The 25,993-nt window shown below is 60.5% G+C and carries 29 protein-coding genes, 1 tRNA gene and 1 pseudogene; 9 read left to right on the forward strand and 22 right to left on the reverse strand.

The genetic code is table 11. The annotated features are described in order from the left end of the window. Window positions 1-120 precede the first annotated feature (120 nt). Complete coding sequence (locus tag PVE73_RS14575; protein ID WP_277367464.1) at window positions 121-333, reverse strand: hypothetical protein; 213 nt, start codon at window positions 331-333, stop codon at window positions 121-123. 286 nt (window positions 334-619) lie between these two features. Here PVE73_RS14575 and PVE73_RS14580 point away from each other — a divergent pair. Further along, window positions 620-694: transfer RNA gene (locus PVE73_RS14580), tRNA-Asn, on the forward strand. 1,070 nt (window positions 695-1,764) lie between these two features. On the opposite strand, the gene PVE73_RS14585 is transcribed toward PVE73_RS14580, so the two are convergent. Then, window positions 1,765-2,064: a hypothetical protein gene (locus PVE73_RS14585; RefSeq protein ID WP_277362942.1), complete on the reverse strand. Its 300-nt coding sequence runs from the start codon at window positions 2,062-2,064 to the stop codon at window positions 1,765-1,767. Between the two features lie 120 nt (window positions 2,065-2,184). Here PVE73_RS14585 and PVE73_RS14590 point away from each other — a divergent pair, with 120 nt between their 5' ends. From PVE73_RS14590 to PVE73_RS14620, 7 genes and pseudogenes are all read left to right on the forward strand, one after another. Further along, complete coding sequence (locus tag PVE73_RS14590) at window positions 2,185-2,424, forward strand: helix-turn-helix transcriptional regulator (RefSeq protein WP_346772421.1); 240 nt, start codon at window positions 2,185-2,187, stop codon at window positions 2,422-2,424. A gap of 100 nt (window positions 2,425-2,524) precedes the next feature. Next, window positions 2,525-4,021, forward strand: a complete 1,497-nt coding sequence (locus PVE73_RS14595) for a tyrosine-type recombinase/integrase (RefSeq protein ID WP_346772368.1) — start codon at window positions 2,525-2,527, stop codon at window positions 4,019-4,021. An 86-nt stretch (window positions 4,022-4,107) separates the two neighbouring features. After that, on the forward strand, window positions 4,108-4,476 hold the full coding sequence (locus tag PVE73_RS14600; protein WP_277362944.1) for a hypothetical protein: 369 nt from the start codon (window positions 4,108-4,110) through the stop codon (window positions 4,474-4,476). 47 nt (window positions 4,477-4,523) lie between these two features. Beyond that, window positions 4,524-5,579, forward strand: coding sequence for a site-specific integrase (locus tag PVE73_RS14605; protein WP_346772369.1), 1,056 nt, complete (start codon window positions 4,524-4,526; stop codon window positions 5,577-5,579). An 826-nt stretch (window positions 5,580-6,405) separates the two neighbouring features. Further along, window positions 6,406-7,095 carry an SOS response-associated peptidase family protein gene (locus tag PVE73_RS14610; protein ID WP_277362946.1) on the forward strand — a complete coding sequence of 230 codons (690 nt, stop codon included), beginning with the start codon at window positions 6,406-6,408 and terminating at the stop codon, window positions 7,093-7,095. Window positions 7,096-8,218: 1,123 nt separating this feature from the next. Beyond that, window positions 8,219-8,464 (forward strand): annotated as a pseudogene (locus PVE73_RS14615) (IS1 family transposase); the annotation flags it as partial. 98 nt (window positions 8,465-8,562) lie between these two features. Further along, window positions 8,563-9,198 (forward strand): NYN domain-containing protein, encoded by a 636-nt coding sequence (locus PVE73_RS14620; RefSeq protein ID WP_277362947.1) that lies wholly within the window; start codon window positions 8,563-8,565, stop codon window positions 9,196-9,198. Between the two features lie 4 nt (window positions 9,199-9,202). Here the strand turns inward: PVE73_RS14620 and PVE73_RS14625 are convergent, their stop codons facing one another. The 6 genes from PVE73_RS14625 to PVE73_RS14650 all read right to left on the reverse strand — a co-directional run bounded on the left by PVE73_RS14625 (window position 9,203) and on the right by PVE73_RS14650 (window position 11,996). Continuing rightward, a complete protein-coding gene (locus tag PVE73_RS14625; RefSeq protein WP_277362948.1) occupies window positions 9,203-10,081 on the reverse strand; it encodes a hypothetical protein in 879 nt (292 codons plus the stop codon). Window positions 10,082-10,306: 225 nt separating this feature from the next. Then, window positions 10,307-10,594, reverse strand: a complete 288-nt coding sequence (locus tag PVE73_RS14630) for a hypothetical protein (protein ID WP_277362949.1) — start codon at window positions 10,592-10,594, stop codon at window positions 10,307-10,309. A 13-nt stretch (window positions 10,595-10,607) separates the two neighbouring features. Beyond that, a complete protein-coding gene (locus tag PVE73_RS14635; protein WP_277362950.1) occupies window positions 10,608-10,814 on the reverse strand; it encodes a hypothetical protein in 207 nt (68 codons plus the stop codon). Further along, the gene (locus PVE73_RS14640; protein ID WP_277362951.1) at window positions 10,796-11,068 is read right to left on the reverse strand and encodes a hypothetical protein; all 273 of its coding nucleotides are present in this window, start codon (window positions 11,066-11,068) and stop codon (window positions 10,796-10,798) included. The genes PVE73_RS14635 and PVE73_RS14640 overlap by 19 nt, the downstream gene beginning before the upstream one ends. Next, window positions 11,068-11,271, reverse strand: coding sequence for a hypothetical protein (locus tag PVE73_RS14645; RefSeq protein ID WP_277362952.1), 204 nt, complete (start codon window positions 11,269-11,271; stop codon window positions 11,068-11,070). The genes PVE73_RS14640 and PVE73_RS14645 overlap by 1 nt, the downstream gene beginning before the upstream one ends. Then, window positions 11,268-11,996 (reverse strand): hypothetical protein, encoded by a 729-nt coding sequence (locus PVE73_RS14650; RefSeq protein WP_277362953.1) that lies wholly within the window; start codon window positions 11,994-11,996, stop codon window positions 11,268-11,270. Before PVE73_RS14650 ends, PVE73_RS14645 begins: the two co-directional genes overlap by 4 nt. 353 nt (window positions 11,997-12,349) lie before the next feature. Here PVE73_RS14650 and PVE73_RS14655 point away from each other — a divergent pair, with 353 nt between their 5' ends. Continuing rightward, window positions 12,350-12,676, forward strand: coding sequence for a hypothetical protein (locus tag PVE73_RS14655; RefSeq protein ID WP_277362954.1), 327 nt, complete (start codon window positions 12,350-12,352; stop codon window positions 12,674-12,676). On the opposite strand, the gene PVE73_RS14660 is transcribed toward PVE73_RS14655, so the two are convergent. The 14 genes from PVE73_RS14660 to PVE73_RS14725 all read right to left on the reverse strand — a co-directional run bounded on the left by PVE73_RS14660 (window position 12,673) and on the right by PVE73_RS14725 (window position 25,943). Beyond that, complete coding sequence (locus PVE73_RS14660; RefSeq protein ID WP_277362955.1) at window positions 12,673-13,077, reverse strand: hypothetical protein; 405 nt, start codon at window positions 13,075-13,077, stop codon at window positions 12,673-12,675. The genes PVE73_RS14655 and PVE73_RS14660 overlap by 4 nt on opposite strands. Window positions 13,078-13,079: 2 nt before the next feature. After that, window positions 13,080-14,579 carry a hypothetical protein gene (locus PVE73_RS14665; protein WP_277362956.1) on the reverse strand — a complete coding sequence of 500 codons (1,500 nt, stop codon included), beginning with the start codon at window positions 14,577-14,579 and terminating at the stop codon, window positions 13,080-13,082. Beyond that, window positions 14,576-18,202, reverse strand: a complete 3,627-nt coding sequence (locus PVE73_RS14670; protein WP_277367465.1) for a host specificity factor TipJ family phage tail protein — start codon at window positions 18,200-18,202, stop codon at window positions 14,576-14,578. Before PVE73_RS14670 ends, PVE73_RS14665 begins: the two co-directional genes overlap by 4 nt. 5 nt (window positions 18,203-18,207) lie before the next feature. Then, window positions 18,208-18,600: an NlpC/P60 family protein gene (locus tag PVE73_RS14675; RefSeq protein WP_277362957.1), complete on the reverse strand. Its 393-nt coding sequence runs from the start codon at window positions 18,598-18,600 to the stop codon at window positions 18,208-18,210. Between the two features lie 4 nt (window positions 18,601-18,604). After that, a complete protein-coding gene (locus tag PVE73_RS14680) occupies window positions 18,605-19,108 on the reverse strand; it encodes a DUF1833 family protein (RefSeq protein WP_277362958.1) in 504 nt (167 codons plus the stop codon). Window positions 19,109-19,124: 16 nt separating this feature from the next. Further along, window positions 19,125-20,720: a hypothetical protein gene (locus PVE73_RS14685; protein ID WP_277362959.1), complete on the reverse strand. Its 1,596-nt coding sequence runs from the start codon at window positions 20,718-20,720 to the stop codon at window positions 19,125-19,127. Window positions 20,721-20,724: 4 nt separating this feature from the next. Further along, window positions 20,725-22,443, reverse strand: a complete 1,719-nt coding sequence (locus tag PVE73_RS14690; RefSeq protein ID WP_277362960.1) for a phage tail tape measure protein — start codon at window positions 22,441-22,443, stop codon at window positions 20,725-20,727. A gap of 323 nt (window positions 22,444-22,766) precedes the next feature. After that, window positions 22,767-23,123, reverse strand: a complete 357-nt coding sequence (locus tag PVE73_RS14695) for a GTA-gp10 family protein (RefSeq protein WP_277362961.1) — start codon at window positions 23,121-23,123, stop codon at window positions 22,767-22,769. A gap of 7 nt (window positions 23,124-23,130) precedes the next feature. Beyond that, complete coding sequence (locus PVE73_RS14700; protein WP_277362962.1) at window positions 23,131-23,844, reverse strand: phage tail tube protein; 714 nt, start codon at window positions 23,842-23,844, stop codon at window positions 23,131-23,133. A gap of 9 nt (window positions 23,845-23,853) precedes the next feature. Beyond that, entirely contained in the window at window positions 23,854-24,228 is a 375-nt protein-coding gene (locus PVE73_RS14705) for a DUF3168 domain-containing protein (RefSeq protein WP_277362963.1), read from the reverse strand. A 17-nt stretch (window positions 24,229-24,245) separates the two neighbouring features. After that, window positions 24,246-24,719, reverse strand: a complete 474-nt coding sequence (locus tag PVE73_RS14710) for an HK97-gp10 family putative phage morphogenesis protein (RefSeq protein WP_277362964.1) — start codon at window positions 24,717-24,719, stop codon at window positions 24,246-24,248. Then, a complete protein-coding gene (locus PVE73_RS14715) occupies window positions 24,719-25,054 on the reverse strand; it encodes a phage head closure protein (protein ID WP_277362965.1) in 336 nt (111 codons plus the stop codon). The genes PVE73_RS14710 and PVE73_RS14715 overlap by 1 nt, the downstream gene beginning before the upstream one ends. A gap of 131 nt (window positions 25,055-25,185) precedes the next feature. Further along, window positions 25,186-25,770 (reverse strand): head-tail connector protein, encoded by a 585-nt coding sequence (locus PVE73_RS14720; RefSeq protein ID WP_277362966.1) that lies wholly within the window; start codon window positions 25,768-25,770, stop codon window positions 25,186-25,188. 2 nt (window positions 25,771-25,772) lie between these two features. Beyond that, window positions 25,773-25,943, reverse strand: a complete 171-nt coding sequence (locus PVE73_RS14725) for a hypothetical protein (protein WP_277362967.1) — start codon at window positions 25,941-25,943, stop codon at window positions 25,773-25,775. Window positions 25,944-25,993: the final 50 nt, after the last annotated feature.

Genomic DNA, 25,993 nt, shown 5'->3' on the forward strand with positions numbered 1-25,993 from the left:
CGGCCGCCCACGCTCGAAAAATTGCCGTAGGGGACGCAGAGCAACAGGCCGGAAGGCTCCCCGCAGCGACGGTCGCCCCTGGAAAGGCCCGAGAGCGAGCGCCTTCTCGGCGAATCGGGATTACGAGGAGGATTTGCCGGTCTTCTTCTGGCGCCGCTTGTGCCACCAGACCTCAAGGCGCCTGCGCCGCCGCCTTATGGATGGCACATCGTAGGAGAGGATGAAGAGGCCGAGAGGCACCATCCAGAAGCCGAGAACGGGCAGGAAGCCGAAGAGGCCGAGCACCACCAGAGCGGAGCCGATCAGAATTCGTGCGATGCGGGATTGCGGCATGCGAATTCGCCGGCCGGCGAAGGCGATGTGGTGATGCGCCCTTTCGCCGGCCCCGCCCTTTTTCGTATCGTCGTGCGACGCATCGTTCTGCTGCATGCTTCCTCTGTCCCGGCTCCCGAGACCTTCGCTTTGGTGCCTTGAGGGACCGGTGGTGGTCACCCATATGTGGCGCACCGGCGCGGATTGCGAGCCTCTGCTTTCCTCCATGTGAAAAAATTACAGAAACTCGCTTTGCAAAGCCCGAATCTGTTTGCTATAGGCTCGCCACACGGCAGAGCAAAGGCATTCCCCGGTAGCTCAGCGGTAGAGCAACCGGCTGTTAACCGGTTGGTCGCTGGTTCGAATCCGGCCCGGGGAGCCATTTTCCTGCGAAGCGCGTTGAAATCACATACGATTTTCTCAACGCGCTAGGCTTTTCCCAATCTGTTTCCTAATCTAACTCAGCCTATCAGTCCTGGCCGGGCTCCGCCTCTTCCTGCGTTTGGACGAGTGCCGCATATTGGTAGCGAGTGACTCGACTCGTTCGAGGTATTGCTCCCACCATGATAGCGCCGCTTCGCTTGCAGCTTGCGGAGTGTATAGGTCAATTCCGATCAGAATGTCTCTCAGGACAAGCCCATGCCGCAACCCGTATTCTGGTTCGCTAGTTTGATCGATGATCGATGAGGCATATTCTTTCAGTACAAGATTACGCTCAACTTCGACAAACTCCCAAAAGATAACATTCTCGAAGCGTGCCGCCTTCAGCGCCGCAAACTGCTGATCTGACGCTTGGGCAATCCACTTTGAACGACTGGAATCGACCTTCGCTAGAACGTGCCCCACGGAACGAAGTAGCGTCAGCGAGGTAACCCAGGCTATCCGTACTCGTTGAAGGTTTTGGCCGTTAATTGCGTCGCGCAAGTCACGGCCTGCCAAATACGCGTCTCGCAGGACGGCGCGCGCTGCGATGGCGTCCACAAGGGGATCGGCTTGGCCTTTGCTGCCCCACGTTTTCAACTTCGTAGAATCCGTCTTGTTCGAAGTCTGGTGAAGTCTCTTGATACCCGCAATTTATTGCAAGCGCACGGACGAAAACCCCTCCCGCCTCTCGACGAAAGGGGCACGCGCGGCGGGTGTTCCATGGGTCACGCATGGCGATTGGCCGCGCAATTGATCTTACGTCATCCGCCGATCGCCCCGCAACGCGCGATAGGTCTCCGGATCCATCTCGCCGCGCCGCTGGTTGCACTCGCGGCACGCCAGAACAATGTTGCGCCGCGTGTCCCCCCCCTCCATCCGCCCTGCGCTGCAGGTGTTCGAGAGTGGCGGAATTACCCCACATGTTATCACGGCGCGAGAAGCTTAGGCTCATTGGCTCGCCGCAATAGAAACACCCGCCTTCCTGCAGGCCGAACAGGTACCATCGGAGGAATCGACGGCGCGCCTTGTTCATGCCGGCTTCTCGGCGCTGTCTGTATCGTATGCCGACCGCAGATCGTGGGCCATGTGGTTGAGATCAATAACCAGCGATTCCAGTGCTTCGAAATCGTTGTCCATCGCTGTCAGAATGGAGGCGCCGCTGGCGCCGGAATCGGCGTGTGCCTGAAAATCCTTCATCACCATCTGGATGAATGCGTCCGCGACAAGCGCCTTGCGGGCAAGGTCGCAAATTTGTGGCTCCAGCGCGGTGCCGATTTCGGCGAGGCGGTCGCGGAGGGCTGTGCGGTTGTCAGCTACTGTGTTGAGCATGTTTTTTGTCTCCTCTAGCGAATTTCGATAGAGGTAGCGATAAGCGACTATTAACGCCAATGCAAGCGATATTCGCTATCGCTAGCGCTTTTATCTCCACCATGCTACAACTTGCTTATGATGACACCTGCACAATGCCGTGCCGCACGGGCACTCCTAGACTGGTCACAGCAGCAGCTTGCTGAGGCGGCCAAAATTGGCAACGCCACCATTCGGAACTTTGAAAGCAGCAAATCGGCGCCGCAGCACGCTACGCTAGATGTTCTTCGCCGGGCGTTTGAAGCCCAAGGCATCATCTTCCTGGCGGATGGCGAAACCACATCTGGCGGTCCCGGAGTTCGCCTCCAATCCCGCCAATAGGCGAAATTCCAGGCAGCCACTTACCGCTTGTTGCTGTGCAATCCCGCTTTGACCCCTCCGCACCGCTGTGCTCATCGTTGCGGCCAATGCGGAGTCTGCCATGTTCAATAAGTCATCACGTTCTCAAAAACCAAAGGGCATAGCGAAAGCGACCAAGCGCCTCGCCGACGGAAGTACACGCACGTACCTTTATGCTTGGCGAGGAGGGCCACGTCTTTTTGACTTAGATGGCCGAGCACTTACGGTCGTCGACGATCGATTGTGGCCGGCATATGAGCGGGCTGTGGCGAGTGTCAGGGCGATCCGTCCGCAGAACCTTCATCTCCTCGTAGATGAATTTCGCGATTCATCCGAATACAAGAAGCTATCTGACAAATCGAAGCGCGGCTACGATCGCTATTTAAAGTTGATAGAGGCAGACGACATCGCGCTAATGAACATTCAGGAGCTGCAAGACCCAGAGGCCAGAGGGCACTTCAAGAAGTGGCGCGACACCATGGCAGACAAGCCGCGTACCGCGGACTACGCGTGGGTGACTTTGGCGCGCGTTCTATCCGTGGCGAAGGACAATGGGCGCATTAAGGTGAACGTCTGCGAACGCGGCCGCAGGCTTTATAAGGCCGACCGCGCCGAAAAGGTATGGCAGGAAGGCGACATCAACGCCGTGCTTGCCGTAGCAAGCGCACCAATCCGCATGGCGCTTATGATGGCGCTATGGACCGGCCAGCGTGAGGGTGACCTATTGCGCGCTACATGGAACGCCTACGACGGCAAGAGACTGCGCGTTCGCCAGGGAAAGACGGGTGCACGCGTCACCGTCCCTGTTGGCGAGCCGCTTCGAGTGTTGCTCAATGCCGCAATGGCTGAGCGCGCAAAGAAAAATCCCAAGGTTGTGGACATGCGCGGCAAAGACGCCTCGACTATACTCGTCAACACACGAGGGCGCCCCTGGACGGAAGATGGGTTTCGGGCGAGCTGGTCTGCCGCCTACAAAAAGGCCGGACTCCCCACCAACAAGGAAGAAAAGCTGAATTTCCATGACCTCCGCGGCACAGCAGTAACGCGACTTGCCCTCGCCGGCTGCAACAATGCTGAAATCGCCTCCATCACGGGCCACAGCTTGCGCGATGTCGAAGCAATTCTTGACGCCCACTACCTTGGTGGGCGTGGCGCCCTGGCCGACCAGGCGATGGCGAAGCTTGAACACTTCATCTCTTCGGAAGATGGTGCCAGCCACAAGTCCAGGCGAAAGGAAAGATGCCTTATGCGCGGCGCGAGTTTCCAACCCCGCGTTTCCTTCACCCTAAAGGAAACCGAGGCGTTCCGGCTGGAGCGATTGAAGGAGGCTGCCGACGACCGGGAGATGACTCCAGAAGAACTTACCAAGGCGTTTGGTCCCGGCAGCTTCGGCTGCCATGAGGCTATGGAAGGAGCATCCATCTTCATGGATTCGGTAGATCGTCACCTTTGCGAGCATCCCGCCGTACTCGCCAATCCGGATTGGTACCGGCTGGCTTCAGAGGCACAAACGGCTTTGTTCAACCTCTATCAAGCAATTGCTGAGGAGCATATTCCGGCTTCCCACGAACAGAAATAGATGGGTGGAATCGTATATTTCTCAATCGCTTGATATGCGCAGTGGAGTCGTGGCACGGTAGACCGGTTCGGATCAATGGCCATAATATGCAAAAACCAAGCTCACGCCCCTTCGATTGTGATGCCCTCGATCACCTGCCGCTCTTCGCGACCGACAAGGAGATTGCAATCGCGATAGTCGGTAGAGAGCGAGCCGCTAAATGGGCAAAGGAAAGTCTGCCGATTTTATCTGCAAAGCCAGGATTTCCCGGAGTGGATAAGTTCCACGGCGGCCGCCCGGTACCGCTGGTAAGGAGTTTCTATCGCAAGTATTTGAACCTGGATGGGCACTTTCCGGGAGTTGCGAGCGGGGTTGATCGGGTCGGGCAATGGAAAGGTCCGCGTAAGACCGTTCTAAAGAAGCGGGAAGAGCAGGATCAGGAAGCGAACGGGATCTCCAGACAGACCAAATCGTGACCCTCAAACTTGTGAGACGTGGCAGCATTTGGTGGATACGGGGGACAGTGTGTGGCCAGCACGTCTATAAAAGCACCAAGCTTTACGATCGCGAGCGCGCTGAGATTTTTCGAATCCGGGAAGAAAGCCGCCTTCTGGATGAACAAACTTGGGGCATCAAAGCTACGAAGACCTTCAAAGATGCTCTAGATTCATATCTTCTGACGGGAGCACCGCCGCGGTTTGTTAACAGTCTCCTTGACCGATTTTCCAGCAAGCGCTTAAAGGACATCACCCAGAACGATTTAGACGAGGCGGCGCGCAAACTTTACCCGAACGCGCAGGCTCAAACGCGCAATCGCCAGTTCTATACTCCGTTCATTGCTGTGTGGAACCATGCCGCCGGGAATAACTGGGCAGACGTTCGCAAATGGCGTCGCCCTCGAAAGCCCAGAGGTGCCACCTTAGTGCGAGCTAGGTCGTCAAGAAGCGGCACCAGGCCAGTAGACTACGAGCTAGCCGCGCGGTTCGTTGCAGCCATGAGCCCAGCGCCAGCAATGATCATGACGGCTCTATTCTATACCGGACTGCGGCCGATCGAGGCTTTCGCGCTCACCGCAGACGACGTGTCTCTGGAGAACCGCTGGCTTGTAGTGCGATCGTCGAAGACCGGCGAGCCGCGCGGCGTGCCCCTGCATTCGTTTTTGTGTGAGTGGCTTGGGCCACTGGTCGAGCGTGCCAAGGACGGCGGTGCTTTGTTTCGGACGCCGCGGGGCAAGCCATACACGGAAGTGCAGGAAGGCGGAGGCGGTCTGAAGACGGCCATCAACGGTGCCAGGCGGCGAAGCGGCATCAAGGACGTGTCGCCCTACACCGGCCGCCACACGGTTTCGACTGGCCTAGTGATTGCCGGCGTTCATCCGCACATCAAGGATCAGATACTAGGCCATGCCGCTACTGACATGAGCAGGCACTACACGAACGTGCCGCAGAAGCCGCTCATTGAGGCGATAGACATGCTGCCCGTTCCGGACCTGTGGCGCAGCCTGCCATGGGTTGCTTCGCCGAAGGACTGGTGGTCGCGACTGGCGGAAGGGACGGGGAGGAGAAGGAACTCGAAGTGAGCAGGTAAAGGCGCGCCGCGAACTTTGCGTTGGATCAGCATCGTCGCGATAGCCCCACTAGCAGGTCATCCGCCGCAGATTGCGATCTCCCCACGTGCAATTCTCCGCGTTATCCCCAGAAAGCCCGTGGAACAAGGAACCGAAGAAACAGACGGCTTGCGCTTCGAGATGATTTCCTGTCACGTAGAAATTGCCAATGCGACGGAACCGAGTGGCAGCGGCTGCCACCGCATAACCACTCGGTTGCCTTCTGGCCAGTTGGCTGGCGTGGGCTACGCCCGCCTTCGGAGACCGCCGTCGGGTCTCCATTGTAGGCAGCTGGTCGTTGCCCACCTTGTATCCGAATTGGTGTCAAATCAAGACGAATATGTCCACAGGCCAGCGCGCGTTGCGCTTAGATCACCCATCACTCATCCCGCCAGATCACCCGCCGAACGTAAACAATCCTGGAAATTCGCCGCAGGTTGATCTTCTGCAACTCGGCCGCGGATGGGTTCACGATTGAGAAATCGATCATGTTGCGCTGTCCGCAATTGGTGCACCTCCAACTGTGTCGGAAAGCGATATCATCGCACTCAATGTTGCCAAAAGCGACTTTCAGTTCCTCAATCAGATAGTGGCGTTCTGTCTTACAATACCGGCAGTGCAGTTTCGCGTACCGGCAGGACTTCGCAGCGTCCGAGAGCGTGTATGATCCCTTCTTTTTCGGCCAATATGGTTCGGGCATGCCCGAGAAAAAGGAACAAATTCCTCGCGCGTCAAGAGCCTCTTGACTCTTTTGTTCTGTTTTCGTTCACTGTAGACGGGATACGCGAGGAGCAAGCGCGTGTGCAATCTCTACAACGCCACCACCAATCATGAAGCCATCCGGCAATTCTCTCTGTTCATCAGGGACTTGGCCGGCAATCTAGAACCGTCCATTCAGGTCTATCCCGACACGCCGGCGCCGATCGTCAGGAACGGGAAGGATGGCGAGCGCGAGCTGGTGCGCGTGCGGTGGGGCCTGCCCTCCTCCAGCCAGGCGCTGTTTCAGGCGGCCAAGAAGCGCGCGGACAAACTTCGCGCCAAGGGCAAGGACTTCGATTTCGACGAGTTGCTGAAGATGGAGCCCGATCGCGGCACGACCAATGTGCGCCGCGTCGACAGCAAGCATTGGGCGCGATGGCTCGGCGTGCCGAACCGTTGCGTCGTTCCCTTCACGAGCTTTGCCGAGCCGGATCCTGCCAGGGCCAACGGAGGGCCGATCCCGAACGCATGGTTCGCCTTGAGCGATGAACGCCCCCTCGCCTTCTTCGCCGGCATCTGGGTTCCGGACTGGGAGTGTGTGCGCAAGGTGAAGGAAGGCCGGATCTGCATCGACCTCTTCGGCTTCCTGACGACCGACGCGAACGGCGTTGTCGGGCCGATCCACCCGAAGGCCATGCCCGCGATCCTCACCTCGAAGTTCAGGTCCCGTTCAGACGGCATACGAAAAGGTTGCCGTGACGAGCAAATGGTAAGGTTAGCCCGATGCTGAAATATCTATTAGTGCCTGTTGCCGCCGTTTTGATCGCCTCGCCCGCCCTTGCCGATCCATATAAGGATGAGAGCGGCAAGGGATCTTACCGCGTTTGGGACCGCCATGGGGGCGACTACCGCGGCTGGAGAGAACGCGACCGCGAGGATTACAGGCGGCACTCTTATCGCATCCCTCGCGGCCATCTACCTCCGCCGGGAAGCTGTCGCGTCTGGTTCGACGATCGCCCGGCCGGCCATCAGCCGCCGCCGACAAATTGCCGTGAGGCACGGCGGTACGCATATCGCTATGGCGGTCAAGTGATCTGGGGCGGCGACCGCTAGTTGCACGCGTAGCTACTGACGCCATGACGCAAAAAATGCCCCGCCAGCCCTTCGGCCAGCGAGGCATCCGATGCCAGGATTACCTGAAAACGCGGAAGCGCGGGATCGGTTCCTACCGGTGGTGCAAGGCAGTCTGGGCAGCTAGACCATTTTTAACAGCCTTAGCCATATCTCGGGATCGACCATCTTCAGAAGCTTATTCTGGCAGGTGGGACAGAGCTCCATTGTCTTCGAGAGAATGGGCATCCCACCAATGTGCGACACCGAAATTTGTATCCTTCGCCACTCGTCTATCGGTCGAATCGGGCTTTCCGCCCCACAGCCTTCGCAAGTCCAAACAGTCTTTGCCACAAACTTCGTTCCTGAAGGCACCAACGTTAGGACGAAAATCACGGCAACGTAAATTTGGCGCTCGTTCAACTTTGATAACGAGTCGATTTCCGGACTAAGGCGGCGGGCGCCCCGTCAGCCAGGTGCAGGCGGCCGCGGCGCCGGCCGCCGCGCTGCTGATGGTCCCAACCTGCCTGCTGCGAGGGAGACCACCTGATGACCTCTCGGCCGCAAGGGCACGCACGACGCTCAGCGCGTCGCATCAAACGATCCTGAGCACTACACTCGGCCGCGCTAGCCCGTTGCGGCGCTTCCCTCATCTCTGCGTTGCGGTTTTACCGCCCCAAAGATAACTTGCGCCTGCCACAGAATACCGAGAAGCCATAACTGGCGTCGGATCGAAAACCACGCGGCGAGTCTCAAAAGACCAGCAGATCTAGTCTAGCGCGTCTCGCCTCTTTTTTGCAAATCGCCGCTTCACCCGCCTGACGAATGCCTTCTCAAAGAAGTTTGAAAACCACGTGCATATGGTCGCGATCTACACGGTCTGGTACAATTTCATTAAGATGCACAAGACGCTTCGCATGACCCCTGCAATGGCCGCTGGCGTCACTGACAAGCTATGGTCTATGGACGATCTGGTTGCGATGATGGACGCTGTAGCGCCGAAGCCGGGACCGCGCGGTCCTTATAAAAAGGCGCAAAAATTAACTTGACGTTCAGGAGGGCATGACCATATTAGCTCGTATCAACTTCTCCCCCGTCGGACACGCCGCAAGGCCTCCGGCGGGGTTATTGCATTTGGGGGCAGCAAATGAAGCTGCCTGATCCCATTCGAGCCGTTGCTTTTTTCGACGGCCAAAACCTCTTTCACTGCGCAAAGAAGGCGTTTGGGTATAGTTTCCCGAACTATGATCCGGACGCACTGGCAAAGGCCATCTGTGCGGAGAAGGGATGGCAGTGTAGCGGTGTCCGATTCTACACAGGCGTACCTGATCCCGGAGATAATGCTTTTTGGAACCATTTTTGGGTCGCCAAGGGCGCTCAAATGGGGCGCGATGGAGTTCATGTCTACACACGCGCCCTCCGCTATCGGAACAAGACGATCAAGTTCCCGGACGGAAGTGAGCATTCCTTCTTAGACGGCGACGAAAAAGGCATTGACGTTAGGATCGCGCTCGATGTGATCCGGTTGGCGCACGAAGACGCGTATGACGTGGCGCTGCTTTTTTGTCGCGATCAGGACCTTTCCGAAGTCGCCGAGGAGCTGCGCACCATCTCTCAAGAACGAAAGCGATGGATCAAAATGGCATCCGCCTATCCGCACAGCCCCGCTTTCAAGGTGCGAGGTATCAACAAGACCGACTGGGTTCCTATCGAGCGGGCCACTTACGACAAGTGCCTTGATACGCGCGATTATCGTCCGAAGAAGCCACAAATTTCAAACTGAGACACTACCGTTTCGCGAGACGACGCCAAAGCTTCAAGAACATTCCCGGCGCGGGCTGAAACGCGTTGACGAAGGCCGTACTATCAACATCACGGGGAATCAAGCCATCGGACTCGGCCGTGCTCCAATCGATCGAGTCGACCCGGGGGAGCCCAATCAAGAAAGACCTCCAAACACCCCTAAGCCTGAGCCTTTTCCCGTGTGCATAGAGTTTGTCAGCTAGGAGCATCGAAAAGGTGATCGCATGGTCTGTAAGACTGGCAAGTCCCTCCATGCAGCTATAATATCGCTGATCTGTGACACCGTTCGCAGTGTCCGCCCCAAAGTACACGTTGACCTTGTACTCAGGCTCGTCCGGCGGGATTTGTCGGATCTCGCGGGCAAGTTCATTTCGCTCGGCGAGCAAGGCATCCAACTCATCGAGCGTGCTGAAAAGCGCCACTGCGGTGGCTAGACCCAAACCTCTGAACGATATCGCTTCGAATACAAGTCGCTCCAGGGGAGCAGGATTTACAAAGGTGTTCGGGAGCGTTCTTAGGTCTGCATGGTAATTAAATGCTAGCGGCTGCGGGCCGGTGTGGTTCTTTTTTTCTTCCAGGAAATTTAGATACCTTCCTCTTTCGCGCATGTATTCGGCGTGTATTTGGGAGATGTAATCTTTCTTCAATGAGAATAGGTGGTTTGTGATTGCGAAGCAGTGCGTCATTGCGCCGTTCACAGCGTTAAGCTCACGCACTATCATCTGCCGCCGGTGAAATCGGCTTGCAATCACCTGGGCGCCAACAGCACCAAAGAATGCGCCCACGGCACCTATGATGAATGTGTTTGCTGCGCCCGGCTCTGCGACATAGGAAAAATACTGAGCTATTTTCGCCCATTCCATCGATCACCCCAAGCGTCGAGAATACGCACCTTGGGCGTAGTAGCATCTTTTTGCTCTAGCGGGACTTAGGTTTGTGAATCGAAGGGTATGGCGGAATCATTCGCCACCTATTTTGTGCGGAAGTTGCCTAGGCGTGGGACAGGATCACCGCCACGAAGAAGAGGCCCCAGGCGACGAGAAGGGCCACGTCCAAGCGATTTTGCGCCTTGGTCGATTTCATCCGCCTCATGACCGTCCTCCGCTTACAGGCAGGCGTCCCGTGTCGACCACCTGCATGATGCGCCGGGCCAGCCTATCGCCTGACATAGCAAGCAAGCCCGCCACGGCATATTGCCAGACGGAGAACTCGAGCCCGGCCCAATTGATGAGCGGCTCCGTGAGGAAAATGGCGAAGAAGAGGCCCGATGCCACGCTCGCTACCCGCGCCTTCACCGTGTTCGCGGTTGAGAGAAGGAATGCGATCAGCAGACCGCCCGCGATCGCCGCGATGAGTTTCACGTCTGTCCAGTTCAATTCCCCCGCTCCTTCACGGTTCCCAGCCGCACCAGGCGACCCCTTTGGCGTTATGGGTGTTGATCTCATCGAGCTCCGCGCGGGGAGTGTCCGGCGTGGCGTCCCGACGTGGTGAGTTGAAGTCGCACCAGATCTGCCGCGGATCGGCCGGCGACGGCTCCTCTGACCGCATGGCGCAGCCTGCGAGGAAGGCTAGGAGGATCAGCGCGGCTTTGCCCATTTCAGAGCCTCCTTGCGCGCTTCCTCGTCAGTCGTGCCGGCGGCGCGGCGCTCGGCCTCTGTCGCCTCGCGATGCATCTCAAGGCGTTCCTCGACGGATTCGGATCGCTCGGCAGAGGTCCTGGCACGCTCCTCGTTCCTGCCGCTTGCCCGGCCGGTGGCGAAAGCCCTCCAGATCACGAGCAATACCGCAGAAATGCTCGCCACAAGGGTGGTGACCAACCCTCCGGGGATGAGCGAAAGGAGCGCGTCCATCACCGCTCCCACCCCAGTTTGCGGGCGAGCCAATAGAACCATTCCGTCGCGATCATGAGACCGGCACCGATGGTGGTGGTCACTAGGTCGACCAGCTCGGGATCGGCGTTTATGAAATAGGCATCCTCGGCCGACAGGAGGCCCTTGGCGACGAGGGCGCCCGCGATGTAGCGAATGATGATACGCGCGATGAGACCACTCATTGGCAGAGCACTCCAATCAGATTGCAGGGGAGATTCGTGATCCATGCGCCGCCGGCCGCGAGCAGGGCGATGATGATAGCGAGGAGGCCAGCTTTGCCGGATTGCGCGGGTACTGGCGCGGGGTTCGGGGCCGGTGAGGGTTCGGGCACCGGCGATGGCTGCTCCGGCGCTCTGGAGGCTTTCCCTGCCGCTTTCACGCGGTCAAGCAGGCGCTCTACCACCTCGGGCGCGACAAGCGCCTTGTTGAGCCCATCGCCGGCATAATAGCTCTGCCCGCGCTTGATCTTGCGATGCGCGCCCTGGCAGTCCGCCAACACCGGGAAGGATGCCCACTCCTGAGCCAAACGCTTGCCGAACTCGGTGCGGCTGATCTTGCCGGCCATGAACGCCTCGTAGCCGCGGCGCTTGAGCAGATGGAAAGCAAGCCGATCCTGGAAGTCGCCGTCGAAGATCTGATCTCCGCGAAGGCTGAGCTCCTTCGATAGGTCGATGAGGGTAGCGCGCATGAACTGCGGCGCGCCGGCCGCGCTCGATCCGTGGTTCTTCGACCACTTGCGCTGTTCGTCCACGATGTCCCCGAGCGTCATGCTCGTGAGCGGCTTCGCAAGCTTGCGCTGCTTCTGGCCGTAAATGACCTCATAGCATTTGGGCGGCGTCCGGCTCGTCTCCGTTTCATAGACGAAGGCGAGCAGGATCGCCGCGCCGGCGGGCACGTCGTTAAACATTTCCATGTCCTTTCAATTGGAAAGCGGAGTGGGTTGATTCGCGCAAAAATTGCACACGGGGTGGTTGATTTCGGAGCGAATATCTCCACAATCGGTGCCGGCTTGGGGGTGTGCTAAATGCTGCGCAATTTTTGCTTGGCCTTCGCGGTCTTGTCGTCGCTCATGCTACGGCCCACGGCGGCTCACGATGTGCTGCCGTGGAACGATGTGGGCGACTGGATGATCAACAGGGACATGACCATCCAGGGCGCCTGCTTCGCGTCGGTGCTGTTCTCCGATGGAACGGTCCTCCGGGTTGGCTTCCGTGACCGGTCGGAATCCGCGGTGATGTATGTCGGGATCGGCAACCGGAAATGGGCGCGGTGGAGCCGGGGAAGCGATACCCGCTACGCTTCAAGTTCGATGATGCGGAGGCTTTCAATGCCGAGGCGGTTGCCGTCTCGATCGGCGGCACTCCATTCCTTTTCGCCAACGTCGCCCTTCAGACTTTCACCGACGCCCTGATCGGGCGCCACTTCCTCCACGTCACCTTTGGGCCGCAGACCGTCACCAAGATCAGTCTGCGGGGATCTCCGGCAGCCATGAAGGAACTGACGGAGTGTCAATTGACAGACCCGCCGGAGGTGGAATCCGCCGAGCCTCTATCCCCGCCGGCCGTGGTTCATCATCCGTCCATTTAGAGCGTCAGAGCCGAGGCCCACATGGCATCCACCTGCTCGTCCGTAAGGTCGAGCACAGTGGCGATCTGGACCATGAGAGGATGATGCCTCAGGAATTGAGTCGCATATTCCCACTCGACCTGCGCGGTTTCCCGCTCCCCCTCGTCGGGGATAGCCTCGATCGCGGCTTCCACCTGGGCGAGAGAGATGCCGGAGGCGATCAAGCCGAGCCGAATCTGCCTTGCGGTGAGCGGCCCCAAGGGATTGGGGACTGGCTCGTATGGTGCGATCTCGTTGCCTTCGGCCTCCCACTCGGCAATCATCTGCCGGTGGCGATTTCCCATGTCATCTGGGACCATCGACCGGACGCCGTCGACAATGACTTCGATCACCCCAGCGGACGTATATCCTACGACTTCCATGTCTAAAGCTCCGAATCGGCTGCAATGGTGGCGGTGGCAATTCCCGAGTTGGCCACATGCTGAAAGTAAGTCACGGCGCCAACACCATTCAAAGCGGCCGTTGCCGCGTACTGAGCACCCGAACCCGCATTCAAGGTGACGGTCGTTAGCGTCGGGGTCGCCCTCATCGGGACCGGAAACGATGATGAGTTCGTGTTCGCTGTCGTGACGGCCAGCGTTGTAAAAAGAGCGTAGTATCTCAGACACAACGCCAGCTCTTGCCCGAGATGGCGCGGCGAAAACGGGTCGGCCTCCGCCGTGGCGTCACCCTCGACGATGGAGAAGCGGGCGATGTCGACCGTGGTTCCCACGGAGTTGAGGGGTAGATTCACGCCCACGGCGAGATAGTCGCCCGTTCCGAACGTGACGTTGCTCAGGGGGGCGATGGTCCCGGTCACCGAGACCTTTTGCCAGTTTGCGTTAAGGGTCACGGGAGCGCCGATCGTCCCGGTGCCGGTAAAGGTTCCCGAACCTGTGCCCAGGTCCTGCGAATAGCCGACCGAGATCTCCGGCGTCCCTGTCGTGCTTTTTGCCCAGAAGGTGACGGTCACCTGTTTCCCGGAAAGGGTCTCCACGCCCTCAATGCGCTGCTCGAAGCGAAACATTAGCTGGCCGCTCAGGCTGCCGCTGATGATCCCTACTCGGGCGAAATATCGCGGGTTTCCGGGGACATCCGTCTGTCCCATTGCGAACTGCTGCCGGGATTGGCTGTAGATCGGCGCGCCAATCCCTCCCGCCGTCCTCATCCGCCAGCGATCAGCCACATATTCTCTGGTGGCCGCGTTCGTCGATCGGTGCCAGAAATCGAAGTTTCCGTTGATGACCTTGTTGCGGAGGCCGCCGAGGAGATCGGCGCCGACATTCGCCCGCGCCTGCCCCTTCTGCGCGGCAGTGAGAGACTGGGCGGAATACGAAACGCCCGTGCTCTTCACATAGGCGGTATAGAACGCTGCCCCGTCGCAGAAGATGAAGGCGCTGTCACCCTGGGCGATCAACAGCGTGGGGGAGCCGTCGATGGTCTCCGGGCCGTTCGGATCGACGGTAACGGCCCCGCCATCCGCCTTGACCAGGCACCACCAATCCGCGCCGAGCGCGCTTGCCGCATCCAAAGTCAGCGTAGCGCCGGCACTGAAGCGGAAGAACGTCGCATTGTCGCCAAGCACGGCCACATATGCACCCGACTTGGCGGAATATTTGGCCACCTTGCCCCGGAAGAAGTTGTTGGCTGCGTCCGCGTATCCGACAAGGATGTCGTCCGTTCCATCATAGACGTAGACGCCCCAGGGGGTCGCGGAATCGTCAACCCACACCATGCCGGGGACGGCATAGGCAGGGCGGCCGCTGCCCTTCTGGCTGGACAGGAGAGCGTCGAGGGATTCGTCTGCCCTCGTCGCCCATTGCTCCTGCGTAAGGTCTGCCTCGCCGGCATTGCGGGGAACGCCCCACGTCGTCGCTCTTGTCATGCGTTCATGCTCCCGTATCCGACAGCCTGGTAGTCAAATGACCGGTTCACCGGGCTATTCGCGCTGTTGTAGAAGGTAATGGTCGCCCCGCTCTCGCTCTTCGCGGTGATGACGTGATAGTCCCCCTGCTGGAGATCCTGGCCGGTTATGTTGAGGGCCTTCAGCCGCTTGAATGGCGGCACGAAGCCGATCGTTATCCCTGCGTCGGTGGATTGGACGTCCTCCGCGGCAACGATCCTGTCGGGCATGTCGACGAAGAACTTTGCGCTCGTCAGGAGCGGCGTCACCGATGTCGCGAAGCTTTGCATCTGAACGCGGAACTGGAATGCCCGGCCGGTATAGTCGCCCACCTGAAGGTCCTCCCATTCCGACCATGTGGCCGGTCCGGCGGGATCGTCATTGGTGTATCTCACCTGCGGCGTTGCGGACCATTGGTCGGGCTGAGCCGAGAAGAAGCTGCCGCCGCTGAAGAACTGGCCACCGTCGAAGAACCGGTCGCCCAGGCGGTATCCGCCGACCGTCAATTGTGCGAACAGGCGGCTCGTGAACACTTCTCCCAGGTCGACGCTTTCGGCCAGGACGTAGTATCCCGGCGATGCGCGAATGCCGGCGAAGAACTTCCCGCCGGTGAAGAACTGCTGCCCGTTGAAGAACTTGGTTGCGTCCGACAGGATCACGCCACCGGCGAAGTCGTCATAGTAAGTGCCGATATAAGTCCCGTCGAAGTTGGGATCGTCGGTTGCCGCCTCGACGGCATTCAGGGCGGAGATCGGCTCCGTGCGCGCGATGAGGCCGGTGGCGTTGGTGCTGTAGACGTGCCGCCACGACCGCGCCTTGATGAAGTAGGAGCCCTTCGCATAGGGCGCGGTATAGCTTGTGGCCTCCACACCCTGCACGAGCACCATCGAGGATGGCCAGGACGCGCCTGAAACCGCGGGCGAATATCGGATCTCGTAATCCTTCACGAGATTCTCGCTCGTGCCGCTCCACGTGAGAATGATGCTCGACCCGGCAATCGCAGCGCGGAAGTTCTGAACGTCCGGAGGCACCCGATATGGCCCCACGACATTGAGGTCGGCCGACAGCCACTTGGACGTGCCGCCGGCATAGACCGCTTTCACCTGGAACCGGTACGAACCGGCGCTGAGGTTGCGCGCCGTGTACCGTGCGTCGGTCACGGTCACGAGTTCCTTGACGTCGGGCGCGGTATCGCTCCACCACTGGACGAGATAGGCCGTGGGCGATCCAAGCGACGGAGGAAGCCACGAAAGCTCGGCGCCGGAGAAGATCGCGCCATCAGAGAGAAGCGTGATCTCGCTCACGATCAGGTTGCGCGGCGGCTGGCTGAAGAGATCAACCGGCTCCGTGATGTTTGTCTGGAACGGGGGAATAGCCCCTTGATCCGCCAGATAGATGGCCGGAGCGTCGTCGACCAGTGACAGGCGAGCCGAGAAGTCGGTTCCGGGCCGGATGGCCTTGACCCGGAGAACCACGCTTTCGCTGTTCACCACCCCGAACATATAGAGGTCGCCGGGTTCCGGGGCGTCACCTCCGGGCACGAGGACGATTTCATTGGTCGTGCCGCTATCGTCGGTTACCACGTGGCGGAGCAGTGAGGACCCGTCATTCTTGCGGAACCGGATGGCGTAGCTGCCTTCCGTCGCCATCGTCACATCGCCGTCGAGGATGATCCTGTCGCCGGAAACTGACTTGACGCGACCGTATCCGAGGCCCCATTTCGGGACGTCGTGCGTCACACGAACGCGGTCTCCCCGCGTGCAGACCAGGTGCTCGAAGTCGGTCGTGAGTTCGTAGGTTTCCCGCCGGAGCTTGAGCTGGGCAATGTGGTAGCGGCCGAGCTTCCAGATCAGGTCCGGATTGGTCACGCCGGGGAACTCAAGGCCCTCGAACTTGGTCGCGTTTGCCGCGGAGTATCCGTCGGCGTAGACGACCCTCTCGTCCTGCAGGTAGCCTTCGCGCTCGTTGATGAAGCGCACGCGCCACGCATGCACATCCTCATCGAAATCGCGCTGGCCGACAAAGCCCGCTGAATTGGCCGGCGTGAAGTGCTGGACAACGAGAGCATCGTCAGCATCCCAGGCCACCGACCATTTGCCGTCGACGAACGTCGGAACCGCACGGCCGGCCGCCGCGATGTCCCGCAAGGTCTCCCAGACAGAGCCGGAAAAGTCGCGCACCTGGTTGAAGGTGAATCCGTTCAGGACGCAGAACTGATGCCACTCCGCCAGCTTGTCGAGATCGATCAGGCTGTCCGCGACCGGGCGCTTGTTGGCAGAGCACTGGAGCACGTGCCGGAACAGATCGGCAGGGTTGTTGCTCGGCTGGTTCGGCACCCATGCGGAACCGTTCCAGCTCGTCACGAGCGACATGGCCATGCCGTTGAGCGTTTCGATATTGCCCGAAAGCTGAGCCGTCGCCCTGATCCTGATTGCCGTCAGAGCCATCGGCACGTCGGTCTTTATCGGCGTCTCGTTCCTGAGCCCCCGGATCGCCGTCCAAAAGACATCCTCGAAGACCGTGTCGTCCTCGAATGTCTCCATGGGCGTCGTGCGGGTGACGCGGATATCATACTGCCCGCGCGGCACCTGGAGCCGGTAAGAGCGGCGCAGCGCAGTGCCATCGTCGCCGGTGAGCGTGGCTTCCACGAAGGTGGCATAGGCGGGCGATCCGACCGGCCTGTATTCCAGCCGGACGACGACGGTGTAGGCCAGATATTCGCCATTGCTGGAACGCACGCGGTAAAGGCCCTGCGGCGCCGTCAAGTCGACGATGACCTCGTCGACGTCCGGCGCGGAGGTACGGACGTTCGCCTGATTGTGATCGAGCTCGATGCTCAGGTCTTCTTGGAACACCTGCGCGGGGTAGAGTGTCAGCGGCGGGTCGCCGGCAAAACCCTGGCGCGTCTCGACTGCCACGTCCTCGAATTGCGAGATCGCCGTTTCACCGATTTTGATATCGGATATGGCGAGCGGGCCATGCCCCCAGCAGAAGACCGATCGAAGATACTGGTCATCTCCGATGTTCTCCGTATACGGCTGCGCGGCATAGAGAGGGGCGATGCGATGCCTCCCAAGCACGACAGGCACCGGGCCGAACGGCCGCGTCTCGTTGCGGGCGCCACCGATCGTGTATGTCGGAGAGGCCTCAGGCTGCCGCGCGAGCTGCGGAGTGGGCGGCGCAAAGAGCGCGTTGAAAAGATACCTCGCGGCGATCGAGAGGCCGAGCCCGAGAAGCTTTCCCGCCAGCCCGGAAAAGATGCCCCCGCCGAGCAGACCGCCGAGCGCGCCGGTAATGGCGGTGAAGGCCGACCCGATCGCTCCGAAGATCGCGCCGAAGAACGCCACGACAGGCCCTTGCGGGACGCCGACGAGTTCAACGGTTTCGCGCGGAACGACGCTATGCCACCGGGAGCGCTCGACCGGACGCCCGTCGGCCGTGACGGCGCAAGGTCGCTTCTCCGCCCAATGCACGTCCACGATCTCGGCAACCGTGTCGCCGCCGAGCACCGTCGCAATATGCGCCTTCGCCATGAAGGGATGGCGCGCAACGGTGATCTGGACCTTTGGCGCGTCGAGGATTTCCACCTCGCGCGAGCGCAGCATCACGTTCACAATTCGGACCTCAGAAGGAAATGCCCAATGGTGCGGCGCTCGATGTCGGCGGTGATGGGCGCGATGCAGGATAATCCCGTGGTGCTTTCGATGTGGAGCAGCTTCCGCCCGGGAGCGACGATGCCGACATGCGACGGAGCCCGCCCGCGCCTCATCAGAGCCACGGCCCCATGCATGGCGGGCACTTCCACCCAGGACACGACGCCCGATGTCATCAGCCCGGAAATGCGCTCGCGATCGGTGGCATCGTCGTAGGCTTCCGAATAGTCGGGGATCTCGATGCTCTTCTCATGCCGATAGAACAGCCACACGAGGCCCCAGCAATCGATGCCATCGAAGGAGCGCCCCCCGCTCGTCCACGGGAGGCCGACATATCGCGAGAAATCCATGGGCTTAGAACAGGCCTGGGAAGGTGCTCGGCAGGAAGGCGTTGCCGGGAAAGGGCTCCGCCACGAGGCCGTCCACCGTAAGCGTGAAGCTGATGATGCTGGCGTTGTAGGTGACGGCAGACACCATCATCTCGGGAAACTCGATCTCCACGGTGTCCGGATCGGAGGCAAGCACCATCTCAAGTTTGACCTTTGCCGCTTGCGTGATCGATCGCATCGCCGCGATTAGAGAAAGGTCGGTGTTGTCGATCTCCAGCGAGGCCGTCGGCGCGGTGTCGTCGCTGTCTTCAGAGAGGACGACATTGATCGGGACGAACGGAAAGTTCTCTCCTCGGCTGACGGTGCCGTAAATCATCGGATCGATGCTTATGCGTTGCGTCGGATCGGTAGAGAGGCGAATTGGCTCGCTGAGCTCGGGATGCGTGACGGTCATCAGGCAGACGGCAACCTCGTCCGTCTCGCGCGCATAGAGAGCCTTCCGGAAGGTGTTGGAGACTGTCCTGCTCATTGGCGCACGGTCCTCTTCACGCCGTCATCTGCTGCAGCTCAGCATCGGTAAGGCACAGGGCGCGTAGCTCAATGCGTTTGATGTGGCACCCCGCGACGAAGGATGCGCCCTGCGCAAGAGAGCCGATCGTCAACAGCGTGAGGCCCGATTGCGCCTGAGAAAGGGATGTGCGCTGAACAGGTGACCCGTTTATCGAGAAAGCGAGATCGCCACCGCCCCATGCGACCGCCATCCGCTTTTGTCCAGGCACATATGGCAGAGTGGGCGTGGAGGAGCCGAAAGATCTGGCCCCAATATGACCCGTGGAATAGAGCCCTATGCCGAAGTAGCTGCTTGTGCCTGATCCGGGAGTAACACCACCATAGTAGCGTATCCCCGACGTGGGAAAGACATGCTGATCCTGCGCCTCAATCAGCAACGTCCCCTCGTCATCAGAGAACGGGAGGCCACCAAGGTCCTTCGTCACGATATCGGCGGCACGCGTGGCCTGCGCAGCCGTGGTGGGAATGTATGAGGAGGGCGCGCCACCGCCCAGCTCAAGTTCGTAGCCCCAATATTGGTGCTGATCCCCCGTGCCGCCGGTGTTGTTGGCGAGCAACACGATCGCGAGCGTCGAATTGCCCGGGGTGATATCCATCCAGAAGCGATAGATACCATCACCGATTGGAATCGCGCCGAAGGCGTTCAGCGTGATGTTGCCAGCGGTTCCAGGCGCACCGACAATCTGACCGGTGGAAAAATTGAAAGAGAATTCGGCGGTTCCGTTCAACGTTCCGCCAAGGGAAATCCACCATCGCGTGACATCGACATTGCCCCGTTTCGCGAAGACAGACGCGGTGAAACGGCTCGTGCTTGTCGGCAGTGCAACGCCCTGTCTCCTGTCGGAAAAACTATCATCCTTGGTGATCCGCCAAAAGGTTTCGCCGGCGATCGGCGCGGGATCACCCGGTTCGATAGTGGACGCACCGCCTTCGCCCCAAGCCCAAGGAGCAATGGACAGATTGCCGGACTGAAGCGCAAGGTTCGTCGCCTGCCTTTCGATAAACGCCCCCAGCGGCTCACCCGTTGCCGGATCGTGGTCCAGCCGCAGCACATTGGGAGCTGCGGTCTGCATCGTTCCGTTCGAATCCCAATAGGTCGCCGTGGAAGATCGGCTGACGGTCAGGAAGTCGGCCACAGGCCCGTCGAAATCATCGTTCGGGCCGGGCATGATCTCCAGTTCGATATCCACGCGAACATACTCGCCCAGGTCCTCGCTGATCGCCGGGAGTGCGGAACCGAAGCGGACGAGAAGAGGCGATCCCGCCACCGTGGCGGTCGGGGTGTCTGCAAAGTCGATGACGATGCCCATCTGATCGAACGTGAACGGATCGGGGAAATAGAAGGGCAGCGTGCCGCCACCGGTGGTGCGGTTGACGAAATCCGCCAGAAGGCCCCATTGCTCCCGGGTCATGATCATGTCCCCGGAAATCGGGTAAGGCGCAAGGGACGCGCGGCGCCGGACCTTTGCGGGACCGACGTCGTTCTGCGAGCGCAGACGGTTGTCCGGCAGTCCGCGGTTGAAACCGCTCAGGCGCATGGATTGCGGAAGCGTAAAGGGCCAGTTGGTCAAGGCTCTATCTCGATGCCAGGGTGTTGCGCAGGCCGAAGCGGTTCTCCAGCGCCCGGCTGATTTCCGAGCCCGGCGATGCGACCTTCTGGGCGATGAGGCGATCAAGAGCCAGATCGACACCCATGTCGCCGCCCTTGACTTCGGCGGTTTTGACTTCGTTGCCGGAACTGTCGACGAAGCGGACGGTCAGCGTTGACGCTCCTCGAGCCGAAGCGGCGCCGGCCGGAATGATCTCAGCCGGCCCCCGAACGATCTCCGGCCCGGCTTCGCCGGCAATGCCCCACTGCCCGGCGCCCAGGGTCCCACCGGTGGCGAAGAGGCCGGCGAATTGCCCCGACAGAATGCCGCTCGCGAAGCTCGTCAGCGCTCCGCCACCTCCGAAACTGAAGGCGGAGAAAATCGCCTGGAACGCCTTGTTGGCGAACATGCGGATGAGCTGATCGAGGAGGCTCTTCAGCACGTCCTCCACCTTGCGCGATCCCGTGATCAGCCCGGTGAAGGCATCCGCAACGGTAGAAGCAATGTTGCCGGCAACGCTCTCGACGTCCCCGCGCATTCCCTCCATGCCGTTGGCGAGGCCCTGCATGATGTCGACACCGATGTCATGCATCACCTGCGAAGGCGAATGCGTCTCCGTCTCGGAACGGAAGATGTCCGGAATGTAATTCGCAACCCCGGATACCCAGCTCTTGACGCTCTCCCATTTGGACTGGAGCCCCTGCCAAAGGCCGTCGATGATCTGGTCACCGATCTCCATCATCTGGCCGGGGATTGCCTGAAAGATGCCGACGATCTGCTCCGACCAGGCGCGCAGCGTGGCGTCGATTTCGTTCAAGGCGGTCGTGACGCCGTCGCGGAAGGCTACGAAACCGGCGATGAGCGCATCGATCTCGGTCTTGAGTTGGGCGAGGTTCTGGCCGAAGACCACGAATTGTTGGACGATTGCGGCAACCCATTGCTGGATTGCCGGCGCGTTCTCGACAAGCCATGCCGAGAAGCGCTCCAGGTGGGGCAGAAGGTCGGTCGCCACGCCAGCGGCGATGTTGGCCAACGATCCCTGCAAACGGGACAGGTTGTCGTTGAACGCCTCCGCCTGGCTGCCCATCTCCTGGGTGAAGACCTGGCCGAATGTGTCGGCCTCCGCCATCAGCTTGTTGAGCGCCTCGGAACCGCCGTTGAGCAGCGGGATCATGTTGGCCCCGGCACGCCCCATCAGATCCATCGCGAGGGCCGTCTTCTCCGCCCCGTCGGGCATGGCGGCGAACTTGTCCGCGATCTCCGCCATGACCTGCGACGAGGATTTCAGCGAACCGTCTGCATTGGTGACGGAAATGCCGAGTTGCTCGAAGGCCTCCTTCCCTTCGCCCATGCCCTTGGCGGCGTCGTTCATGTTCTGGGAAAGCTTGCGGACGCCGGTGCCGAGCGCCTCGAAGGAGACGCCTGACAGGTCGGCCGCATATTTGAGGCGCGAAAGCTCCTCGATCGGGATGCCGAACTTCTGCGCCGCCTTCGACATCTCGTCCGCCGAATCGATGGTGCCCTTCACCATCATCCCGAACGCGCCCGCCGCAGCGCCCGCCGCAACGCCGGCTGCAAGCAAGCCCTGCTTCGCGAAAGCCCCGAACTTCTGAAGGCCGGATTGCGCCCGCTTCAGCCCATCGGAGAAGGCGGCGGTATCGATCCCGAGGTTTACCCTCAGAGCACCAATGACTGCGGATGCCATATTCTATCCCTTGATGCGGCTGGCTCCCTGCGCCCACGCCGACATGGCCGCAAAGTCCTCTTCCCAGGTGCGCTTGCGCTGGCCTTTGGGTCGATCGGTGCTCTGCAGTTTGTGAAGAGGAGGGAAATCACTCTCCTTCTTCGGGGCGTAGGCCGTCAGTTTGGCGGTGTGCCAGACTGCCCAGGCGCGATCGTTGTGCTCGCGGCGCAGACGGGCGAGATGACCTTGAATGACGTTTCTGATTTCCCGCAGCGTGAGGGACCAGAACCGTTGCCCGTCATCGGCCGTGCATTCGATCCAGGTTCGTTGCAGCGAAAGCCAGTCTATCCGGCCTTCGCCTTCTGAGGGCGCGATGTCTTCTCCTCGTCCTCCGCGTCCGGGAATGCGAGCTGGAATGCCCTTCCGACTTTCTCCATGCAGCCAGCCACGCCAACCCGCGTGGCCAGTTTCCCCGCCTCGATGATCGTCACATGCTCGTGGTGATCGCGCAGCGCCGCCCAGATGAGCGCCCTTACGGTCTTCATTCGGACGTTCTCGGGATCGTTCAGGAGGTTGGCGATCTTGGAGACCGGCAAGTCGAGATGATCTTCAAGCTCGACGATGGCATTCACCGAGAACGAGAGAGTGAACGCCTCGTCGCCGGCCTGGAGTGTGACTTCGCCGCGGATTGGATTAGCCATGGATCACCTATGCCGCCGCCACCACTGCCGCGGTCTCGGCAGAGTTTGCAGAGGTGTCGAAATCAGCATTGGAGCCCGTGAGCGTCACACGGATCTTCGAGCCGACATCGGCGGTGACAGGCACATACGCGCTCCCGGTGGCGCCGGTAATATCCGCGAAATTGCCGTCGCCGCCCGCGTCCTTCTGCCACTGCACGGCGATTTCCATCGCGCCGGCCCACACACCAGGGTCGACGGTGAGCGGTGCGCCGACCTGCGGCGTGCCCGTGATGGCTGCTGCGACGAGGTTGCGCGGCGCGGTCGGATCGGTCTGGATCGGATCACCGGATACCTTCCACGTCACCGTGGCGGTCATCTTGTCGTCGTTCGGGACCGAACGCTCATAGCCCTGGCGCAGGCCGATATACATGATCTGCACGCCGTTGGGCCAGGTGAAGCGGCACCACTTCTTCTTTCCCTTCGCGGCGATCAAAGCCTTATCACTCGCGGAGCCGGGGACGAGGTTCATTTCGAACGAAGATTCGCCCGGATCGGTAAGCCCCTCGACGAACTCTTTCGTCCGGTTCGGGGACTGGAAGTTCGTGGCGTCCGGCGTGTCGGTCGTCTCGGACGGCGGCGCATAGTTGTACGCCTCCGCGATGTAGGTGAAGACCGTCGGCGTGGCGAGATCGGCCATCTCAAAGACCGAGCCGTAGCCGATCCTTGCTTCTGTTTCGGACATTACATGCTCCTATTGTGCATGGTGGATGATGATGTCGACCGAGCGGCGCAGGAGGTTGTTCACCTCCCCAGCGTCCGCCGCCGGCAAGTCGCGCTGGCTGTCGAAGAAAATCCCGTAGATGTGCGTGCCGGCCGCCATTCCGCGGTATCCGGAAATGGCGGCTTCGATGGCGCGCACGGTGTCACGCAACGCCGTGTAGGTGATCGCATACACGTCGAGCTGAACGCGGCTCTGCACGTACCCGGTGGCCCCGCCCATGGTGTAGTCGGGAAGAGCGTCGATCCGCTGCATCACGATATAGGGACCGTCGGCCGGGTCGACCTCCTGAGGCGCCCTGCCCCAATACCGTTTCCCCCCGGCAACGGACGCCAGGAGCGCAGTCAATGCAGCTTCCATTGATCTCAGCCCTTTGCAGCCAGTCGAGCGGCTTTGCGTGCGAGGCGCTTTGCAGCCTTCCCGATCTCATTGCCGAGCTCGGTCTTGATCGTCTCCAGCGCACCGTCCTTGCCGGCATCCCATGCCGGGCGGGCGAATGATTGCGGTCCGTGATTCACGTTCCCGAACTCTTGCTGGATGGCCTGCGGCACGGGCCCGGCCCCCACGAACATCTCCACCGAGGCGCGGTCGTCCCTGAACATCTTGCGATGCGCGCTGCGCTGGTTGGGCGAAAGTTTCGTGCCGACGCCGATCGAATTTCGGAGGTCCTCGCCGCTGGTGTCCGGATCGTCCGGAGCCTTGGCGCGCATATCCTCTGCGATCGGCTCACCGGCCTTGCGGAGCGTACGGCGCAGAACGTTCTTTCCGGTGGCCTTGGGCAACTCGGAAAGGGCCTGCTCCAGCTCGCGCAGCCCTTCGACGCGAACTCGTGTGACCATCAGACGTCGCTGTCCCGCGTAGCCGTGATCTCGATGAACCGATTCCGCCCCTCAGCGGTCTCCTTCACGCCCTTGATGTTCCAGATCCCGCCATAAGACAGGCGATCGAGCGGCGAGACCGTCTTCGTGACGGACGAGGAGCGCACGACAAACCGGGTCGTGAGCGACGATCCCACCTGGCCGGCCGCAAATCGCTCACCATCCGAGGCATCCGTGCGCCGGGCCCAAACGGTTTTGAGATCCACCCATGTTTTGACGGGTTCGTTCAGATCGTTCGGAACCGACGTTGCCCGCTGAATCGTAATCCGTCGATCAAGCTTTCCTGCGCCAGGCATGCAATTCACCTACGATCCGCCAGCAGAAGCGACGACATCTGCATGCGTGCCGTCGCCCATGTCCTGGAGCTTCTTCAACTCACCTCCGGCGACGGGAAAGGTTACATCAGCCATTTCGATTTCCCTGAAAGCTAAGCCGCGACGTGCGAGCGACTGTGTTCGTTGAGGATGGCGGTTACGCCAAGGGGAAGTTCCGCCAGCCCCCCGTCGGCAACGGCTTCGCGATTTTCATAGCGGTGCGCGACCAGGAGGCACACGGCATCGATCAGATCGGCCGGCACATCGGCCGCGTCAGTTACCCCCAACTGATAGTCGACCTTTAGCGCGCCGGTGATATTCCGCACCGACGGCCAGGAACCCCCGAACGCAGGCTCGACCACCGCCGGCTCAACGTCCACATTCGCCCGGTAGGCCGACGGGGGAAGCGTTTGCTCTGCGCCGCTGTCGTCGATGTACTTGATCGATATGACTTGCGTGATCGGCGCCCCGGGCAGGAGGATCTTGCACGGGAAGCAGTCCATGGTCTTCCGCCATGTCTGCTGCATCATCGCAACGCCAATGCCGTTAGGCCCGTCGATGCGCGCGACTGCCCCCTTGAGAAGCTCCGGCAAGAGCTGGTCGTCATCTGGCACGTCGATGCGCAACCGCTGCTTCAGCATGGCGAGCGGGATCAACTCGCCAGTAGGCTTCTCGACGACTGTCACGCCGTGCCACATGGCTATTTCACAGCCTTCTCGGTCTCGTCGCCCCTGACTGCCTTCTCGCGCGTGTCACCCCTGACAAGCACGGCCTGCTTTCGCCTGGTCAGCGTGTCGGCATCCTCCGCCGCCACGGTTCGAACGTCGCCGCTCAGGACCATTTTGATCTTCACGAATTTGCGCTCGGACATTTCACTCTCCTTATTATAAGGCGGGCAGCCGCAGCCGCCCGCCGTGATGA

The sequence above is a fragment of the Chelativorans sp. AA-79 genome, from assembly GCF_029457495.1.
In the GTDB taxonomy this organism is placed as follows: Bacteria; Pseudomonadota; Alphaproteobacteria; order Rhizobiales; family Rhizobiaceae; genus Chelativorans.